12 protein-coding genes are annotated in these 20,158 nt (G+C 66.8%); 3 read left to right on the plus strand and 9 right to left on the minus strand.

What is annotated here, in order from left to right; genetic code table 11:
- The first annotated feature begins 113 nt into the window (after nucleotides 1–113).
- Nucleotides 114–5,453 carry a 3-keto-alpha-glucoside-1,2-lyase-like domain-containing protein gene (locus AC1AYD_RS08190; protein ID WP_476503169.1) on the plus strand — a complete coding sequence of 1,780 codons (5,340 nt, stop codon included), beginning with the start codon at nucleotides 114–116 and terminating at the stop codon, nucleotides 5,451–5,453.
- Nucleotides 5,454–5,630: 177 nt separating this feature from the next.
- Here the strand turns inward: AC1AYD_RS08190 and AC1AYD_RS08195 are convergent, their stop codons facing one another.
- The 4 genes from AC1AYD_RS08195 to dnaK all read right to left on the minus strand — a co-directional run bounded on the left by AC1AYD_RS08195 (nucleotide 5,631) and on the right by dnaK (nucleotide 10,013).
- On the minus strand, nucleotides 5,631–6,185 hold the full coding sequence (locus AC1AYD_RS08195; protein WP_476503195.1) for a heat shock protein transcriptional repressor HspR: 555 nt from the start codon (nucleotides 6,183–6,185) through the stop codon (nucleotides 5,631–5,633).
- A 22-nt stretch (nucleotides 6,186–6,207) separates the two neighbouring features.
- Complete coding sequence (locus tag AC1AYD_RS08200) at nucleotides 6,208–7,236, minus strand: DnaJ C-terminal domain-containing protein (RefSeq protein WP_476503168.1); 1,029 nt, start codon at nucleotides 7,234–7,236, stop codon at nucleotides 6,208–6,210.
- Nucleotides 7,237–7,404: 168 nt separating this feature from the next.
- Complete coding sequence (gene grpE / locus AC1AYD_RS08205; protein WP_476503167.1) at nucleotides 7,405–8,109, minus strand: nucleotide exchange factor GrpE; 705 nt, start codon at nucleotides 8,107–8,109, stop codon at nucleotides 7,405–7,407.
- Nucleotides 8,110–8,120: 11 nt separating this feature from the next.
- On the minus strand, nucleotides 8,121–10,013 hold the full coding sequence (gene dnaK / locus AC1AYD_RS08210) for a molecular chaperone DnaK (protein WP_476503166.1): 1,893 nt from the start codon (nucleotides 10,011–10,013) through the stop codon (nucleotides 8,121–8,123).
- Between the two features lie 265 nt (nucleotides 10,014–10,278).
- Between dnaK and AC1AYD_RS08215 the strand changes: the two genes are divergently transcribed.
- Nucleotides 10,279–11,301 carry a LacI family DNA-binding transcriptional regulator gene (locus tag AC1AYD_RS08215; RefSeq protein ID WP_476503165.1) on the plus strand — a complete coding sequence of 341 codons (1,023 nt, stop codon included), beginning with the start codon at nucleotides 10,279–10,281 and terminating at the stop codon, nucleotides 11,299–11,301.
- 48 nt (nucleotides 11,302–11,349) lie between these two features.
- Here AC1AYD_RS08215 and AC1AYD_RS08220 read toward each other — a convergent pair whose 3' ends face one another.
- The 5 genes from AC1AYD_RS08220 to AC1AYD_RS08240 all read right to left on the minus strand — a co-directional run bounded on the left by AC1AYD_RS08220 (nucleotide 11,350) and on the right by AC1AYD_RS08240 (nucleotide 18,051).
- Nucleotides 11,350–12,117 (minus strand): TraX family protein, encoded by a 768-nt coding sequence (locus AC1AYD_RS08220; protein ID WP_476503164.1) that lies wholly within the window; start codon nucleotides 12,115–12,117, stop codon nucleotides 11,350–11,352.
- A complete protein-coding gene (gene pulA, locus AC1AYD_RS08225) occupies nucleotides 12,114–14,183 on the minus strand; it encodes a type I pullulanase (RefSeq protein WP_476503163.1) in 2,070 nt (689 codons plus the stop codon). Before pulA ends, AC1AYD_RS08220 begins: the two co-directional genes overlap by 4 nt.
- Nucleotides 14,184–14,337: 154 nt before the next feature.
- A complete protein-coding gene (locus AC1AYD_RS08230) occupies nucleotides 14,338–15,219 on the minus strand; it encodes a sugar ABC transporter permease (protein WP_034530308.1) in 882 nt (293 codons plus the stop codon).
- Nucleotides 15,220–15,263: 44 nt separating this feature from the next.
- A complete protein-coding gene (locus AC1AYD_RS08235; RefSeq protein WP_476503194.1) occupies nucleotides 15,264–16,637 on the minus strand; it encodes a carbohydrate ABC transporter permease in 1,374 nt (457 codons plus the stop codon).
- A 178-nt stretch (nucleotides 16,638–16,815) separates the two neighbouring features.
- A complete protein-coding gene (locus tag AC1AYD_RS08240) occupies nucleotides 16,816–18,051 on the minus strand; it encodes an extracellular solute-binding protein (RefSeq protein WP_476544968.1) in 1,236 nt (411 codons plus the stop codon).
- 256 nt (nucleotides 18,052–18,307) lie between these two features.
- Here AC1AYD_RS08240 and AC1AYD_RS08245 point away from each other — a divergent pair, with 256 nt between their 5' ends.
- Nucleotides 18,308–20,137, plus strand: coding sequence for an alpha-amylase family glycosyl hydrolase (locus tag AC1AYD_RS08245; RefSeq protein WP_476544969.1), 1,830 nt, complete (start codon nucleotides 18,308–18,310; stop codon nucleotides 20,135–20,137).
- Nucleotides 20,138–20,158 lie beyond the last annotated feature (21 nt).

The following is a 20,158-nucleotide window of genomic DNA, read 5'->3' on the forward strand; positions in this document are numbered from 1 at the left end:
CTCCACGGAACGGACGACCCACGGAACGGGATGGAAGACCCGGACCGACGGCACGACGACCGGCGAATCACCCGAACGCGCCCACCGCAACGGCAACAAGAAGAAGGAACCGCATGCACGAGAACAAGGGCGCGCCGAAGCGGACGCACCTATGGCAACGCAACCAGACCGGTAAAGCCGACCAGACCGGCCAGACCTACCAGACCGCCACTTCCCCGGCCCACGACGCCGCGGGCCGCAACCTGCGCCGCGTCACCGCCGCGCTCGCCTCCCTCGCGATGCTGGGCACGTTCGCGGTCGCCACGGCACCCGCCACCGCCGCGACCGCCGCGTCGCCGACCGACCCGGTCGACGTCACCGTGGACGGCGCGGACGTCGCCGCGGCGGCGAAGAACCGCAACGGCCTGACGTTCAAGGGCTTCGGCGTACTGTCCGCCAACTCCACCAGCTCGCTGCTGATGGACTACAAGGCGCAGAGCCCCGAGGCCTACTGGCGGATCATCACCACCTTGTTCGGCGGCGACCATCCGCTGATGAACACCGTCAAGATCGAGATGGGCAACGACCGCAACAACTCGACCGGCCCGGAGCCGGCCACGATGCGCTCGGCCGACGCCTACCCGAACGTGGCGCTGGAGCCCGGCTTCCAGCTGGCCGCCGACGCGATGAAGGTCAATCCGGACGTGCGCGTGAGCATCCTGCGCTGGCGCTCCCCCGCCTGGGTCAAGAGCAACGACGACGTGTACACGTGGTACAAGAACACGATCCTCGCCGTCTACCGCCAGTACGGCTACATGGTGGATTCGGTGAACCCGCACATCAACGAGACCGCGCCGGACCTCAACTGGACCAAGGAGTTCTCGAAGCGCGTCAAGGCCGACGAGACCGGTTTCGTCGGCGCGGGGACGGTCAAGGACCTGGACGGCAACGACGTGCCCGCGTGGAAGGACGCGACCGAGAAGAACCTGTTCCACCGCATCCGCGTCGTCATCTCCGACGAGGTGAGCACCGGCTCGTTCGGCGACGACATGCTCGCCGACAAGACGCTGCGCGACGCGGTGGATATCTCCGGCTACCACTACACCACCGGCGACCAGGGGAACAACTTCAAGACGCTCGCCGACGACTACGACAAGGAGATCTGGAACTCCGAGGCGCAGGCCACCTTCTCCAACACCGCGGACCGCGTCAACAACACCGTGGACTCTGCGTCCGGCGAGAACGCGGGCGACCGCAAGGGCACCGGCATCGGCGGCATCAACTCCGCGCTGGAGATGGGCAACTGGATCGTCGCCGGATTCGACCATTCGCGCCGCACGATGAACGTCTACCAGCCGGCCATCGGCTCGTTCTACGACGGCTTCCAGTACTCCTCGAAGGAGCTGCTGAGCGCGCGCGACCCGTGGAGCGGCTGGACGTACTACGACGGCGGCCTCGCCGTGCTCGAGCAGATCGCCGACTTCAGTACGATGGGCTACGAGACCGACGCGGACGATCCAGACGCGAACGGCGTCTGGCGCGGCATCCCGCAGGCCTCGGCCAGCGGCCTCAAGGACGGCAATCCGCCGGGGCGCGGCACGGGCTCCAACACCTCACGCGGCGGCGCCTCCTCGTACATGACGCTCGCCGCTCCGGACGCGAAGGACTTCTCCACCGTCATCGTCAACGACAGCGCCACCACGAAGACCTACCGGATCACCGCGAAGGACATGAAGCTCGGCGACGACAAGACGATGGAGCTGTGGCAGACGACGGCCGCCGCCAAGGGCGAGGCCTACGACGCGAACTACGTGCGTCTGCGCGAACAGATCCAGCCGGACGCGAACGGCACGTACACGGTCACCGTGCAGCCGTGGAGCATGCTCACCGCCACGACGCTCGACCGCGGCGCGACAGTCGGCGAGCGCATCAGCCGCCTGCCGCGCTCCGAGGAGTACACGGACGGCAAGCGCGCGGTGCTCGACACGGACGCCACCGGCGACCGCCAGGGCGTGACCGACGACGATACGCTGTACGCCGACGACTTCGAGTATCAGGGCAAGACGGTCGTCTCCTACGATCCGAAGACCGGCAAGGACGTGACGCAGGATTACCTCGCCTCCCGCGGCGGCGACACCGGCGCCACCCCGCGCTACACGAACGACACCAACGGCGCGTTCGAAGTGGTCAGGACCGACGACGGCAACCATGTGATGCGCCAGCAGGTGGGCCCCGGCATGGCGCAGGGCTCGTTCAACGGCGGCGCATGGAACGGCGGCGACCCGCAGACCACGATCGGCGACTACCGTTGGGCCAACTACGAGGTGAGCGCCGACGTGCTCTTCGAGGACGGCGGCTACGCGACGCTCGGCGCACGCCAGATGGGCGGCAACAACTCCGGCAACGGCACGTCCGCCGCCGAGATCAAGCTCTACCCGGACGGCCGGTGGTCGATGCGCCGCTACGGCGCCGAGGTCGCCTCCGGCAACGTCGCCTCGAACGCAAAGGTCGGCTTCCACAAGGGGTCGAACGTGTGGAACAGGCTGTCCGTCAAGGTCGCCGGCGACACCTACACGGTCGGCGTCAACGGCGTGGACGTCGCCACCTACCAGGACGCCTCGCCGCAGTCCAACGGCCGCGTCCAGCTCGGTTCCAGCTACGATTTCGTCCGCTTCGACAATCTCAAGGTGACGACGCTGCCCGGCTACACGCCGTACTACACGGACGTGATCGACGGCATGCATCAGACCAGCTGGGACGATTCCTCGACGCCGATCCTACAGTATGACGGCAAGTGGGATCATCTCATCGGCAAGGGCATGTTCGAATGGCTGCGTACGTCCGATACCAGCACCGGCAAGGGCGCGACGATGACCTACACGTTCGACGGCACCGGCCTCGACGTGATCGGCTCCAACGGCGGCAAGGCCAAGCTCGACGTCACGGTCGACAGCAAGCCGGTCGCGAAGGGCGCCGCGACGCAGAGCGGCGGCAACCTGCACACGTCGTTCCGTCTGCGCGGCCTGGCCAACGGCCGCCACACCGTCGCGCTCACGACCGCCACCGACGACGCGTTCAACATCGACGCCGTCGGCGTGGTCAAGGCGGACGCCGCGACCGCCGCCGGCGTGGACGTCGCCGCGCTGAAGACGCTCGTCGACTCCTACGCCGACCTCGACGCCGCCGACTGGAACGCCGACAGCTGGGTCGTGTTCGCCGCAAGCCGCGACGCCGCGACCGTTGCCCTCGCCGATCCGGCCGCCTACGGGCTCGACGCAGAGGGCGCGGCCGCGTTGACCGCGCGACTCAAGGCCGCGCGCAAGGCGCTCGTCGACAAGAACATCGCCGCCGAGACGCAGGACCTCGGTTTCACCGGCCACGCCGTGACGAAGACCGACGCCTCCACGCTGCCCGCGAAGCTCGCCGTCAAGGGCGAGACCGTCGACGTCACGTGGGACGAAGACACGGCGGAGATCCTCAAGAACACGGCCGACTACACGAAGGCCACGATCACCGGCGTCACGAAGACCGCCCTCGCCGACGGCATGAAGTACCGCTTCACCGCGCAGGTCGAGGCGGTCCCCGCCAACGTGACCTACTTCATCGACTCGAACGGCGCGGAGAACGCGCCCGAATACGCGGCGGTGAAGCAGGCGGCCACGCTGTCGAACGACAAGTTCGACCAGCGTTCCGACGGCACGACGTGGGGCTACGACGCGACCGGCCTCAAGGCGAAGAGCTACGCGGGCGACCTCGCCGCCAGCGACAAGACCGACACCGGCTGGTACCAGGACGGCGACACGCTGACCTACTACCTGCCGCTCAAGGCCGGCACGTACAAGCTGACCGCGGGCGCGCGCGAATGGTGGAACCAGACGCGCGAGATGTCGCAGACCGTCAAGGCGGCCGACGGCACGACGCTCGCCACCGGCGCGAGCATCAAGCTCGGTTCCTCCGCGCAGACGGCCACGGGCACGGTTGAATTCTCCGTCCCCACCGACCAGACCGTCACGTATACGCTCGGCAAGGTCGGCTCCCAGAAGCCGGTCATCAGCTGGCTCGCCGTCGCCGAGAACACCGACTACGGCTTCGTCGGCGCGACCGTCAAGGGCGAGGCGCTGCCGAAGCAGGTGACGGTGAACGGCGCCACGGTCACGGTCAAATCGTGGAGCGAGGAGTCGGCCGCCGCCGTGAACAACGCCGACGACTACACGAAGGCCGCCGTCTCCGGCGTCACCGCCGAGGGCAAGACGTTCACCGCCGAGCTCGAGGCGCTGCCCGCCGACGTGCGCTACTTCATCGACTCCGGAACCGCGCAATCACCCGAATACGCGGCGGTGAAGGCCGTCGTGCCGGACCTGCTCAACGACGCCGCCGACCGCACGTCGGACGGCACGTCGTGGGGCTACGACGCCGACGGCGTGAAGGTGAAGGGCGGCACCGACTCGAACGACAAGTTCAGCACCGGACTGTACGCCGAATCCGGCAAGGACATCACCTACCGCCTGCCGCTCGAGGCCGGCTCGTACACGCTGGAGGCCGGCTTCCACGAATGGTGGCAGTCGCGCAGCATGAAGGCGTACGTGCGTGACGCGTCCGGCAAGGAGCTCGCCTCCGGCAACATGGACATGTCCGGAGCCGGCGACTCGAAGACGCTGCCGGTCGAGTTCACGCTCGACTCGGCGCAGACCGTCACGTTCACGGTCTCCAAGGTGAGCGCCGACCCGGTCCTGAGCTGGCTCGCCATCGCCGGCAAGGCCAAAGAGACGCCGACGCCGAAGCCCGCCGACAAGACCGCACTGGACGCCGCGATCACCGAGGCGCTGACGAAGCGGGAGGCGGACTACACGGCCGCCAGCTGGAAGCCGTTCGCCGCCGCGCTGGACGCCGCGCGGAAGGTGGCCGACGATGCCGCCGCCACGCAGCAGCAGGTCGACGACGCCGCGAAGGCGCTGACCGAGGCGACGAAGGCGCTCGTCAAACGTCCGTCGGTCGAACCGACCACGCCGGCCGACAAAACCGACCTGCGCACGCTGGTCACACGGATGCGCGAACTGCGTGAAGGCAGCTACACGCCCGACAGCTGGAAGCCGTTCGCGGCCGCGCTCAAGCGGGCCGAGACGGTGCTCGGCGACGATGACGCGACGCAACAGCAGGTCGACGACGCCGCGGCCGCGCTCGAACAGGCCTACGGCAGGCTGCAGTCCGCCGGCGACGGCGGCAACAGCGGCGACAACGGTGGCAACGAGGGCACGGGCGATGAATCCGGTAATGGTTCCGGTAACGGCAATGGTTCCGCCGGCTCCGGCGCGAACGGCGGCACCGTGAACGGGTCGAACGGCACGAACGACACGAACGGGTCTGGCGCGGCGCTGTCCGCGTCCGGCGCGTCCGTCGCCGTGGCCGCGATCGCGACGGCCGCGCTGGCGGTCGCCGGCATCGCCGTCACCTTCGCGCGTCGCCGCGCGCGGTGAGCGGCGCACGGTGGGAGTCGCGTGTGACGCGACGCGCGCGACTCCCGTGACATGAGCATGGCCCGATGGCACGTCTTCCGACGTGGCCATCGGGCCATTTCGTTACGTTGTGGTGCGTTCCGTCACGTTGTGTGCGGATTTACGTTGTGTGCGGATCGCGCGCGTGACGTGGCACGTTCAGCGCCACAGCACGATCGATTTGGAATCGGGGTCGGCGTCGACGCGACGATGCGGGCGACCGGGCAGTTCACGCGTCTGCGTGCGGATCGCGCGACGCCACATGCGTGCGCTGTTGGACCGCTGCATCTCGATGATGTCGCCGTCGCGGCCGGCCGCGAACACGCTCTCCTCACCGGCCGACTGCAATCGACGGACCTGACGACGCAGCTGGCGGTTCTCCTCCTGCAACGTGAGGATGCGGGTGATGCCGGACAGGTTGATGCCCTCCGACTGGCTCAATCGCTGCGCCTGCACGAGACGGTCGATGTCGCGCAGACAATAGCGGCGGGCACCGCCTTCCGTGCGCTGCGGCGTGACGAGACCGACGCGGTCGTACTGGCGCAGGGTCTGCGGGTGGATGTCGGCGATCTCCGCCGCCTGACCGACGGTGAACACCGCCAGATCGAGGTCGAAGCCGGCGTCGTCGGCACCGTCGAGATCGGCGCGGCCGAGCACGATCGCCGCCGCGCACATCGCATACAACTGGCGCACCTCACGGGCGATCCTCGCCATCATTCACCTCCTGACAACGGGCTCACCGCGGAATGTAGTCGCCGGCGGCCTTGTCGAACTCCTTGGCGGCGTGCTTGACACCGAGACCCGGCTTGGCGGGCACCTGGATCATCACACGACCGACGAGGTCGCCCGGGGTGTTGCCGGATTGCACGCCCTTGCCGGAGATTCGCACTTCGGCACCGCTGGACGAGCCGGCGGGCACCTTGAACGTGACGGTCTCGCCGTCGATGTCCTTCGCCTCGACCTTCGCGCCGGCGACGGCTTCGGCGACGCTCACGGGCAGGTCCATGACGAGGTCATGACCGCGCATCGTGAACTTGGAGTCGGGCTTCACGTTGACCTGCAGGTACAGGTCGCCGTGCTTGCCGCCGTTGACGCCTGCATGGCCCTTGCCGGCCAGACGGATCTTCTGCCCGTCCTTCACGCCGGCGGGGATGTGCGTCTTGAACTTGGAACCGTCGACGGACAGGGACACGGTCGCGCCCTTCGCGGCCTGACGCAGGGTCAGGCTGATCTTCGAGTTGCGGTCCTTGCCCTTCTGAGGTTTCGGGGTCTCCTCGTAGCCGCCGTACGCGCCGGCGTCACCGTACGCGCCGTAGGGCGAGCCGCCCTGCGCGCCGGCGCCGGCCGCGCCGCCGAACATCGAGAAGATGTCGTTGAGGTTCGGATTGCCGCCGCCGGACGTGGAGAAGCGGATGCGGGAGCCGTTGCCGCCCATGCCCGAGCCGCCGCCGAACATCGAACCGAAGATGTCGGAGAATCCGGAGGCGTCGAAGCCGCCCTGACCGGAGCCGCCGGCGAAACGGGCGCCGCCCATGCCGAACTGGCGGATCGCATCATACTTCTGGCGCGAGTCCTTGTTGCTCAGCACGTCATAGGCTTCGGAGATGTCCTTGAACTTCTCCTCCGCCTCCTTCGTCTTGTTGAGGTCGGGATGGTACTTGCGGGCCAGCTTGCGGTAGGCCTTGGTGATGTCGGAATCGGAGGCGTCCTTGGAGACACCAAGGACTTTGTAGAAGTCTTTGCTCAGCCATTCGTTCTCAGCCATTCATGTCTCCTTTCGTGTTGAAGTCTTGTATGTATGATTCGGCCCCCTCTGACGAGGGGGCTGTCAGCGAAGCTGACTGGGGGAGAGAAACCTCAGCCGTCACGTTCCGACCATCTCTCCCCCACCCGCTTCGCGGGAGCCCCCTCGTCAGAGGGGGCCTGCACGACGTCAGTTGTGCGGGGAGGCGACGACGACTCGGGCGGCGCGGATCACGCGGTCACCGATGCGGTAGCCGGCCTCCACGACCGTGTCGACGGTCTCCTTCTCGGCGTTCGCGTCCGGCTTGTGCAGGATCGCGTCATGCTTGGTCGGGTCGAACTCCTCGCCGGCCTCGCCGAACTTCTCGACGCCGAACTTCTCGAACGCCTTGTCGATCTTCGCGGCGACGGCCTTGAACGAATCGTCCATCTCGCTGTTGGCACGGATGCGGTCGATGTCGTCGAGGGCGGGCAGCAGCGCGGTCAGCACGTCGATGATGCCGTGCTCGCGGAAGCGCTCCTGCTCCTTCTTCGCGCGGTTGCGGTAGTTGATGAACTCCGCGCGCTCGCGCTGCAGGGCCTCGAGGTAATCGGCGGCCTCCTTCTTGGCCTGGCCCAGCGGGGTCAGGGTGTCGGAGTCAGCCTTGGCGTCGGCGGTCTCTCCCTCAGTCGCGGCGTTCGCCGCGCCAGCTCCCTCGTCAGAGGGAGCCGAAGAGGAGGCCGCGGCATCAGCCGCGTCCGTTCCCTTGTCGGAGGGATCCGAAGAAGGAGCCGGCTTCTGCGCGGCGGCGGCCGCGTCGGCGGGGGTGTCGGCCGGGGCCGACGAGCCCGCCTCGCGGGCGTCGTCGGCGTCGGGCAGGTCGTTCAGGTAGTCGTCCTTGTTGAACTCAGCCATCGGACGGGACCTTACTTGTTGTCCTTGTCGTCGTCGTCCACGACCTCGGCGTCCACCACGTCGTCGTCACCGCCGTTGGAGGCGGAACCGGCGCCCGCGGCACCGGCGGCGCCGGCCGCACCGGCCGCACCGGCGGCATCCGCCGCGCCCTGCTGGGCGTAGAGGGCCTGGCCGATCTTCTGGGCGGAGGTCATCAGCTCGGTCTGAGCGGTCTTGACCTTCTCGATGTCGTCGCCCTTGAGGGCTTCCTTGAGGGCGTTGACCTTCTCGGTGACCTCGTTGGCGACCTCATCGGAGAGCTTCTCCTTGTTGTCGGCGACGAGCTTCTCGGTCTGGTAGGCGAAGGCCTCGGCCTGGTTGCGGGTCTCGGCGTCCTCCTTGCGCTTCTTGTCCTCGGCCTCGTGGGCTTCGGCCTCCTTGACCATGCGGTCGATCTCGTCCTTCGGCAGGCCGGAACCACCGGTGATGGTCATCGACTGCTCCTTGCCGGTGCCCTTGTCCTTGGCGGACACGTGCACGATGCCGTTGGCGTCGATATCGAAGGTGACCTCGATCTGCGGGACGCCACGCGGGGCCGGAGCGATGCCGGTCAGCTCGAAGGTGCCGAGCGGCTTGTTGTCGCGGGCGAACTCACGCTCGCCCTGGTAGACCTGGATCAGCACGGACGGCTGGTTGTCCTCGGCGGTGGAGAACACCTCGGAACGCTTGGTCGGGATGGCGGTGTTGCGGTCGATGAGCTTGGTCATGATGCCGCCCTTGGTCTCGATGCCGAGGGAGAGCGGGGTCACGTCGATGAGCAGGACGTCCTTGCGGTCGCCCTTGATGACGCCGGACTGCACGGCGGCGCCGACGGCGACGACCTCATCCGGGTTGACGGACTGGTTTGCTTCCTTGCCGCCGGTGAGCTCCTTGACGAGCTCCTTGACGGCCGGCATACGGGTGGAACCGCCGACGAGCACCACGTGGTCGATCTGGCCGACGGAGATGTTCGCGTCGCGCAGCACGTTGTTGAACGGCGTGCGGCAGCGGCCGAGCAGGTCGGAGGTCATTTCCTCGAAGTGCGCACGGGTCAGGGTCTCGTCCAGGTGCACCGGGGTGCCGTCGGGCGTCATGGCCAGGTACTGCATGGAGATGGAGGTGGAGGTCGAGGAGGAGAGCTCCTTCTTGGCCTGCTCCGCGGCTTCCTTCAGACGCTGCAGGGCGATCTTGTCCTTGCTCAGGTCGATGCCGTACTTGTTCTTGACTTCGGTGACGAGCCAGTCGATGATCTTCTGATCCCAATCGTCGCCGCCGAGGTGGTTGTCGCCGTTGGTGGCCTGCACCTGGATGGTGGAGAAGCCGTCCTCGTCCTTGCCGATCTCCAGCAGGGAGACATCGAAGGTGCCGCCGCCGAGGTCGAAGACCAGGATGCGCTCGTCCTCCTTGCCCTTCTCGAGGCCATAGGCCAGCGCGGCCGCGGTCGGCTCGTTGATGATGCGCAGGACGTTCAGGCCGGCGATCTTGCCGGCGTCCTTGGTGGCCTGACGCTGGGCGTCGTTGAAGTACGCCGGGCAGGTGATGACGGCGTCGGTGACCGGCTCGCCGAGGTAGGCCTCGGCGTCCCTCTTCAGCTTCATCAGGATCTGCGCGGAGATCTCCTGCGGGGTCCACTTCTTGCCGTCGATCTCGACGGTCCAGTCGGTGCCCATGTGACGCTTGACGGAGGAGATGGTGCGGTCGACGTTGGTCACGGCCTGACGCTTGGCGACCTCGCCGACGAGGATCTCGCCGGACTTGGAGAACGCGACCACGGACGGCGTGGTGCGCGCGCCTTCGGCGTTGACGATGACCGTGGGCTCGCCGCCTTCGAGGGTGGCGATGCAGGAATTCGTGGTGCCCAGATCGATACCAACTGCACGTGCCATAATGTGTGCTCCTTTTGTTCTTTGTTCGTTCTTACGTTCTTCGCTCAGGTTCCGGATGCGATCGGTGCGGCCCGATTGCCCGGCCCTTTGCCGTTCCAAAACTTGAGCCTACACCACTCAACTTCCACTCCGCAAGTTTTATTCCCACATTCGCCACAAAATCTTGAGCACATCCCACTCAAGTTCGAAAACACGGACGGCGACGGCAACGTTCGCAGTATGATGGAACGCCACACGGCAACGCACGCACGAGGAGGAGGACACCATGGGCAAGGCCGATATCCACGACGTGGCCAAGGCGGCCGGGGTGTCCATCTCCACCGTCTCGCGCGCGTTCACGCGCCCCGAGCTCGTCTCCGCGAAGACCCGCGCCAAGGTGCTCGCGGTGGCGGACCAACTCGACTTCAACATCTCGCGTTCCGCCACCGCGCTCAAATCCGGCCGCACGAACCGCGTGGCGCTGCTGATGAACGAGGAAATCACCAGCTGGTTCAACGCCGAGGTTTTCGCCGGACTCGAATCGGCGATGCACCCGGCCGGCTACGACATCTCCCTGTTCCAGCACATCGACACGGCGGAGAACCGGCGCGAGTTCTTCACCAACCTGCCGATCCGCCGCAACGTGGACGCGGTGGTCGTCGCCTCGTTCGCCATCGACCCGCACGAGGTGGAACAGCTCCGCCGCATCCACGTGCCGATCGTCGGCATCAACACCCCTTCCGACGAGGGTCTCGACGCGTCGGTCGGTATCGACGATGAGGAGGGCATGCGCAAGGCGACACAACATCTCATCGGTCTCGGGCACCACCGCATCGTCTACCCATGTTCGGAGGCGGTGAAGAATCTGGACGCCTCGATCGACGCCCGCACACGCGGGTTCGTCCGCGCATGCGAGGAGGCGGAAGGCAAGCACGACATCGACTGGCAGGTGCTCACCGTGCCGCGCGGCCCCGAATTCGTGGATTCCGCGCTGGCGGCCCTGCTCGCGCTCGACGAGTTCCCGGACGCGATCTGCTGCCAGATGGACATGATGGCGATTCCACTCATGGTCAAGCTGGAACGCTACGGTCACCGCACGCCGCGCGACTATTCGATCGTCGGCTTCGACGACAGCCCGTATGCGGACACGCTCAACCTCACCACGATGCGGCAGGACCCGTACGCGATGGGGCGCAAGGCGGCGGAAAAGGCGCTCGATCTCATGCAGGGCAAGACGCTCGACGCCCCGCACGAGACGGTCGAGGCGCAGCTCGTCCTACGCGGCACCGACGCCCCATACCACGACTGAACCGAACCGTCACGGACGCCCGCCAGTCCGCACCTCCAGCAGGCATATCTACAGCAGGCACCCCGCCCACAGCATCAGCGGGTACAGCGCGGCGAACACCCATGTCACCCATGCATGCCCATGCCCATTGCGATCGCGATAGCCGAGTTCGCCGTTGCGATAGTGGAGGATGGCGACGCCCACCGCCGGCGTGATGCACATGACCGCGCCCAGCAGGCCCGCGGTGAACATCATCGTGTTCTCGCGCGGCGACAGGAAACGGAACACCAGCACGAACATGAGCGTGAGCACGCCCACGGGCATGACCCTCTGCCGCACCCCGACGTGCAGCAGCAGATCCCACAGCACACCGGCCACGATCACGACCGCGGCCGTCGCCCATCGCGCGGCGCCCGCGTACCGCGCGCGGAGCCGGTCGAGCACGACCAGCACGATGAGCGCGACCAGCAGCCCCCACACGGGATTCTGCACGCGCAGGTCGAGCCATCGCCCGGTCGCCAACCGGTCGTAGGCGGGCTCGGAGAGCGCCGCGACCGCACACAGACGCAGCGCGTACCGCCTCACGTCACGCGTGTGCCGCCATCCGTCGAACAGCAGCCACGCGTAGATCGGCACCGCGCACCAGGACGCCGCCTCGCAGACGACCGCGGCCGTCAGAGCGGTCATGTTGTCCGCCGTGGGCGCGCCGAACAGCAGCGGCACGACCGTCGTCGACGCGACGGACAACGCCATAAGCACCGCGCCGACCACCTTGAGCCGGAACACGGTCAGGCCCTTGCGCCGCCTGTTCCCCGTGCCCTGTGCAACGCCGCTCATGCGCGCCTCCAGATGGTGAGGCTGCGGGCCGGCAGCGTGAGCCTGCGGCGCCGCGCGACGGTTCCGTCGTCCGCGACGTCGCCGTCATCGTCGGAACGGTAGACGCACCGCCAGTCGTCGGGGGCGATTCTCGTGACCTCGTCGTATGGCGCGGGCGTCTCCAAGGCTACGGTCGGCTGCGTGCGCACGTCGTCGGTCGGGTTGACGGCCACGCAGTCGTCGCCGACGCGGAACACGACCACCTCGTCGTCGCGCGGCACGATCATGCGCGCACCTCCGAAGTAGGCGGGGTTGCCGCGGCGCAACGCGATGAGCGTGCGATAGTGCTCGACGAGGCGCGCGAGCCGCCGCGCGCGCCGCCAGTCGAGCCGGTTGAGCGAGGCGGGGCTGCGGTACGAATCGGAATCGCCGCGCTTGGTGCGGGCGAACTCCTCGCCGGACAGCAGGAACGGCACGCCGGCGGCGGTGAACACGATGCCGGCGGCCAGACGGTTCGCGGCCATGAGGTCCGCACACCGGCCGTCGACGTCCACGTCGTCCGCCGCGTAGTCGGCTTCCGTGGGGAGCCGGCGCATCGCGGCGCACAGCTTGTCCCACAACGTGAGGTCGTCGTGGGCGGAGACGTATTGGATGACCTGCGCGACGGACGCGGTCTCGTGCGGCGTGCCGCGCCACGCGTCCGCCGCATGGCGGATGTCGTCCGCGTAGTCGGCGGCCGCGCCGGACAGGTACCCGGGTTCTTTGTGGAAGAAGATGTGGCCGCGCACCGCGTCGCGCGTCGTATCGCAGAACGCGCCGATGCGCGGGCTCAGGTACGGCAGGCCGCGTTTGTCGGCGAGGACGACGCCGGCGGCCGGGTCGAGCGCGGTCCTGCGCGCCGACCACGGCTCGCCGTGCATGAGGATCGTCGCGCCGCCCGGCAGCTCGTCGAGCGCCGTGCGGATCGCGTTCATCGTGTCGACGTCGATGAGGCCCATCAGGTCGAAGCGGAATCCATCGACATGGTATTCGCGCGCCCAGTAGGCGACGGAATCGACGATGTACCGGCGCATCATCGGATGTTCGGTGGCGACGTCGTTGCCGCAGCCGGAGCCGTCGGCGAGCGTTCCGTCGACGCGGCGGCGCAGCGCGTATCCGGGAATCATGCGTTCGAACCAGTTGTCGGCGGAGAACAGGTGGTTGTAGACCACGTCCATGATGACTTTGATGCCGGCGGCGTGCAGCGCCTGGATCATGCGCTTGCATTCGCGGATGCGCACTTCGCCGTGGAACGGGTCGGTGCTGTAGGAGCCTTCAGGCACGTTGTAGTTGAGCGGATCATAGCCCCAGTTGAAGCCGTGGCGCGGATCGTCGTGCGCGAGGGATTCGTCGATGGAACCGTAGTCGTAGAACGGCATGAGCTGGACGGCGGTGACGCCGAGACGCTTCAGGTAGGCGACGCACGTGGGGAATCCGCCGTCGCCGTCGACGCTCGTGCCGTCGTAGGTGAACGCGAGATACGTGCCGCGATGCTCGAACGGGACGCCGCTGTGCATGTCGTCGCTGAAGTCGCCGACGTGCGTCTCCCAGATGACGAGGTCATGGCTGGCGACGTGCGGGCGGCGGTCGGACTCCCAGCCGTCCGGGTCGGTGCGCGCGAGGTCGACGACCATGCTGCGCCGGCCGTTCACGCCGGCCGCGCGCGCCCACGGGTCGGCAGTGCGGTTCGTCGTGCCGTCGGGGAAACGGACGATGTAGTCGTAGTAGACTCCGTGGCCCACGCCGTCGCAACGGACCGCCCACGTGCCGGCCTCGCCGGGCGCGAGCTCGTGCGAGGCGAACGGGCCGGGACGGCCGCCAGCGGACGTCGTGTCGTCGTCGACGGATGCCTCGGGCTCCTCGACGGCGGCTTCCGCGTCCGAACCGTAGCGGAACAGCCGCAGCGTCACACCGGACGCGGTCGGTGCCCACACGCGGAACGTGGTGCCGGCGGGGTCCGGGCGCGCGCCCAGATTGTCGCCGGTGTACACCGGATAGTCAGGGCACGGCGGGGCCGGTTCGGCGGGAGTGCCTGCGTACTGTGCCATATGGTTCCTTTCACACTCGGACCGCTTCACGGCTCGGCTCCGGCCCCTGCAATTACGGACCGGCCTGCGGCCGGACTCAATTCTGCCTTCGTTCGGCTTTCGCCTCACTCAGGCTGAGCCTACGGACAGCCCACTGGGCTGTCCGCTTTACGGCTCAGCCCTTTACCGATCCCGCCATGGACTCCTGGTAGAAGCGCTGCATGACGATGAAGAGGATGGCGATGGGGATGGAGATCAGGACGGCGGCCGCGGCGAAGCGGGCGTACCAGTTCTGAATGTACTCCTTCTGCAGCATGAGCCATAGTCCGAGCGCCACCGTGTAGTTCGACTGCGTGCGGCAGATCACCTTCGCCATGACGAAGTCGAGCCACGGGGTGAGGAATCCGATGATGGCCTGGTAGACGATCATCGGCTTGCAGATCGGGACGATGATCTTCGTGAACACCTGCAGCCGGGTGCAGCCGTCGAGCAGCGCCGCCTCGTCGAGCGAGGTGGGGATCGTGTCCATGTAGCCCTTCATCACGTAGAAGCCCGCGCCGGTGCCGGCCGAGTACACGAGAATCAGCGCGAGAATCGTCATGCCGTCGCCGGTCAGGCCCATCGCCTTGAGGATGAAATAGATCGCGGAGACGGCCATGATGCCGGGGAACATGCCGAGGATGAGCACCACGTTCATGAACGTGCGGCGCGTGCGGAAGCGCAGACGGCTCATGCAGTACGCGACGGACAGCACGAACGCGATCGAGATCACGCACGTGAAGCACGCGACGATGAACGTGTTCGCGAACATCTTCGGGAAGTCGAGCACCGATTTGTCGGTGAACAGCGCGATGTAGTTGTCCAACGAGAACTCGGTCGGGAAGAACGTCTTCGTGTACGGCGCGGTGTTCTTGTTGAAGCTTTCCGCGAACACCCACACGATCGGGATCAGCCAGATCACCGCCATGACGGCGAGGAACAGGTGCGCGAGCACGTCGCCGAGGATGCGGCGCTTGCGCGAATCGTGCATGAGGCCGTGCGATTCGGCCTTCACCATGCCGCCGGTCGCATCGTCCGTGACGGCGGTTTCGCTGTGCTTGCTCATCGGAACGCCTCCTCGTTCTTGTAGGAACCCGAATTGCGGTAGGTGACGAGCGACACCACCGCGAGGACGATGAACGTCATGATGCCGATGACCGCGCCGAGGTTGTAGTCGCCCTTGTCGACGGTCAGCTTGTACAGCCACGTGATGAGCAGGTCGGTCTTGCCCGCGGACGAGCCGATCGGCGTCGGGTCGCCGCCGGACAGCAGGTAGATCACGTTGAAGTTGTTCACGTTGCCGGTGAACGTGGTGATGAGGTACGGGGTGAGCACGAAGATGATGTACGGCATCGTGATCTGCGTGAAGATCTGCCACCAGTTCGCGCCGTCGAGCCTCGCCGCCTCGTACAGGTCGGCGGGGATGTTCTGCAGGATGCCGGTGATCTGCATGATCGTGTATGGGATGCCGACCCACAGGTTGATGATGATGACGGTGACGCGCGCCCATGTGGCGTTCGTGAAGAACGGCAGCGCGGAGTCGATCCACCCCCATTCCATGAGCAGGCGGTTGACGGCGCCGGTCGGCTGGAGCATCGTGCGCATCACGAGCAGCGAGACGAACTGCGGCACGGCGATGGACATCGAGAAGCAGGCGCGCCAGAACCCCTTGAACCGGGTGGTCCTGCGGTTGATGACCATCGCGAAGAACAGACCGAGGAAGAAGTTGAGGAACGTGGCGAAGAACGCCCACACGAGCGTCCAGATCAGCACGGACACGAACAGGCCCGCGTTGACGGTGCCGCCGCTGTTGGAGAACACCTTGCCGAAGTTCTCGAAGCCCACCCAGTCGAACAGGACGAGATGGTCGTGGTCGTAGCTGGTGAACGCCATCGAGATCATGAAGATAAGCGGCAGGACGGTGAACACGAGGATGCCGAGCGTCGGCAGGAACATGAGCAGCTGGTGCGCCCGCCCGTCGGTCAGATCGTGCAGGTCCTCGCGGAAGGTCGGCGCATGGCCGTGCTCGCGGGCCTCGCATTCGGCCCGGTAGGCGCTGCGCACGGATACCGACCACAGGACGACGAACGCGGCGATGAGCACGACGGTGCACACGCCGTACAGGAGGATGACCACCGAATTGTCGCCCTTGGTGTACACCCAGAAGCCGTCGACGAGCGTCTTGCCTTGCTTCTGGTCGCCCAGACCAGGCAGCTGCGACAGGTAGTCGACGCCGCTGACGGCCATGAACACGATGAACGCGATCTCCAGGGCGAGGAGGACCGCGCCCTTGACGAATTGCCGGCGCGCGAAGTTGCCCAGGCCGAAGACCAGGGCGGACAGCCTGGTGAACACGTCGCCGCGGGTCAGCGCGTTGCGCACCGAGTACGGCGACGGCGCCACGTAGTCCGCGCCCAGCCTGCGACGGCGTTTCATCTCGCGCGGGGAAAGGGTTGCCGATGTCATTGCACCCTACCGCCTCTCAACATGGTTGTTACGTGTGGAATTGATACGTGTGAATCGATGATCGATGGTCGACTGTTCGACGATTGTCGTCGGCCGACGAGGGAACGGGGCCGGGCCCCGAAGGAGGGAGGGCCCGGCCCCGTGCGGATCACTCGGCGTAGGTGCCGACGGACTTGACCCAGGCGTCGGTCTTGGCCGCGGCGTTGTCGGCCGTGACCTCCTTGTTGACGATGGCCTTGCCGAAGGTCTCGGCCGGAGTCCACCAGTCGTTCATGCCGGCCAGACCGGACTGCAGGATGGCGGTGTTGGTCATCGTGTCGGACTGGGCCTTGGCGACCGCGTCATCGGTGGTCAGCGAGGCGAGGGATTTGTCGGTCGGGATGATGCCGCGGGTCGTGTAGTGCAGCTTCTGGGCCTCGGTGGAGCCGAGGTAGGCGGCGAACTGCGCGGCGGCCTTCGGGTTCTTGGCGTTCGGGTTGTAGGCGGCGGCCTTGGTGGCGGCGAAGGACTTCATCTGCTTGGTCTCGCCGTTGACGGTGAAGGTCGGCAGCTGGGCGACGCCCATGTCGTCGCCGAGGGCCTTCTTGATGTCGGCGGCGGACCAGGAGCCGGAGAAGAACGCGTCGGCGGTGCCGGCCTGGATCTCGGACAGGCCGGAGTTGTCGGCGCTGTTGTGGAAGTTCGGGTTGGCGGCCATGTTCACCAGGTACGTGGTGATGTCGGCGGAGTCCTTCGGGAAGACCATGCCGGCCTTCTCGTCGTTGCCCTTCTCGCCGAAGAGGGTCAGGCCGTCGTAGAAGCCGCCGAGGTACCAGGAGTCGGCCAGCGGGAAGGAGACGACGCCCTTGGAGAGCATCGTGTCGAGGCTCTTGACGTCGTCGTCGGAGAACTTCGCCTTGTTGTAGTACATGAACCACGTGTTGTCGGCGTACGGCACGCCGTAGTACTTGCCGTCGGAGCCGGTGACGGAATCGACTTCGAGGCTGCCGTCCTGCTCCTTGATCTGCTTGGCGGCGTCGGTGCCGAGCTCGCCGATCGCGCCCAGCTTGATGAGCGTGCCGAGCTGGTCGGAAGCGAACATGTAGACGTCGGCCGCGGCGGACGGGTCGGTCTGCACCTGCTTGGAGGCGTCGCCTTCGGAGACGACGTCGTTCTTCCACGTGATCTGGTATTCGGGGTGGGCCTTTTCGAAGCCCTTCTCGACCTGGCTCAGCCACGAGTCGTTGCCGTCCTGGTCCTCCTGCGGGGCCCAGACGCTCAGCGTCACGGCACCGCCGTCGGCGCTCTGCGCGGAATCCCCCGAATCGGAACCGCATGCGGCGAGCGGCACCAGCATGGCGGTCACGGCGACGAGTCCGACGATCCTCTTCTTCCAACTGATCATCTTCGATCATTCCTTTCCTGCTCGGTCGGATCTCCAACTTCACGATGACCACGTTTGCAATGCCATATTGACACTTACGCTGAATACGTTAACACCGCGGCTTTGGGGCGCTGGGATGTCTTGTATTTGCAACGCTGCGGAACATCGTTGGCTCACAGTGTAGCACTATTTCTGCATACGTTCGCATTTCGCGTTTCCCTGCTAGAATTGCAATCGTTGGTCAACGACGAGAAACCGCCTGAACATTGGAGTCCTCATGGTCGAAGCAATACGACACGCCCGCCCCGCATGGCTCGCCGACGCGGTCTTCTACGAGGTCTACCCGCAGTCGTTCAACGACACGAACGGCGACGGCATCGGCGACATTCCGGGCATCACCGCGAAGCTCGACTACATCCGCGACCTCGGCTGCAACGCGCTGTGGATCAACCCCTGCTACGATTCGCCGTTCAAGGACGCCGGCTACGACGTGCGCGACTACACGAAGGTCGCACCGCGCTACGGCACGAACGAGGACCTCGTCACGCTGTTCGAGGAGGCGCACGCGCGCGGCATGCACGTCCTGCTCGACCTCGTCCCCGGCCACACCAGCGAGGAGCACCCCTGGTTCCAAGCCAGCACCCGCGCCGCCTACGCCGACCGCACCGTCCCGGCGCCCCCTTCTTCGGCCCCCTCTGACGAGGGGGCTCCCGCGAAGCGGGTGGGGGAGAGACCGGCAACACAAAGACCGGCAACACAAAGCCCACAGCCATCCCCCGCACCCCCGATCAACGTGTCCGAACGCTACATCTGGACCGACTGCTGGATCGCGGGCGGCGACGGGCTGCCGTTCGTCGGCGGCGAGGCCGAGCGCGACGGCACGTACATCCTGAACTTCTTCAAATGCCAGCCGGCGCTCAACTACGGGTTCGCGCATCCGAAGCAGCCGTGGCAGAAGCCGGCGCTCGGCCCGGACGCCCTCGCCACCTGCGACGCGATGCTCGACGTGATGCGCTTCTGGCTCTCCCGCGGCGCGGACGGCTTCCGCGTCGACATGTCCGACAGTCTCGTCAAGCACGACGACGGCAAACCGTTCACGATCCGCACATGGCAGCACATGTTCGCGCAGATCCGCCCCGAATTCCCCGAAGCCGCGTTCGTCGCCGAATGGGGACGTCCCTACGAGTCGATGCAGGCGGGCTTCGACATGGACTTCTACCTCGATTGGCGGTGGGGCGGCTGGCCGAACGGCTACAACATGCTGCTGCGCAACACCGACACCCCGCTCGTGCGTGACGGCGACGCCAGCTATTTCAACGCGGATTCCGGCGCGGCGATCAAGCCGTTCCTCGACCAGTATCTGCCGCAGCTCGCCGACTGCGAGCGCGCGGGCGGCCTGTTCGACCTCATCACCTGCAATCACGACACGATCCGCGTCGGCCAGCGTCTGACCGAGCGCGAACTGAAGGTTGCGTACGGCATGCTGCTGACGATGCCCGGCTGCCCGTTCGTCTACTACGGCGACGAGATCGCGATGCGTTACCGCCCGCTGCCCACGCATGAGGGCGGCTACATCCGCACCGGCAGCCGCACGCCGATGCAGTGGGATGCGGGCGCCCCGAATCTCGGCTTCTCCGCCGCACCGGCCGATTCCGAGAGCGGCGTCGCCGACCTGTATCTGCCCGTCGACCCGTCGCCGGACGCGCCTACCGTCGCGGCGGCGCAGGCCGATCCGCAATCGTTGTGGCATTGGCTGCGCACGCTGCTCGCGTTCCGTCACGCGTGCCCCGCGTTGCGCGCGGACGCCGGTTTCGAGGTGGTCGCAGGCCGCGACGGCGGCCGTGCGTTCGCCTTCCGCCGCGTCGCGCGCGACGTCGGCGAGGCGGACGCCGCCGGCGCGCGCCGCGACGTTCCCGGCGGATGTTCCGGCGGCGACGTGATCGCCGATGACGTAATCGTCGCGATGAATCCCGGCCATGGCACCGTCACGATCGACGTGCCTCCACGTGATGACGGCGGACGCACGATCGCACTCGCGCTCGGCAACCCGACAATCGCCGGCGGCACTCTGACTCTCCCGCCGCAATCCTTCGCGATTCTGCGGTGATTCGTGGCGGACACCCCCTCA

This window comes from Bifidobacterium sp. LH_426, assembly GCF_056356875.1.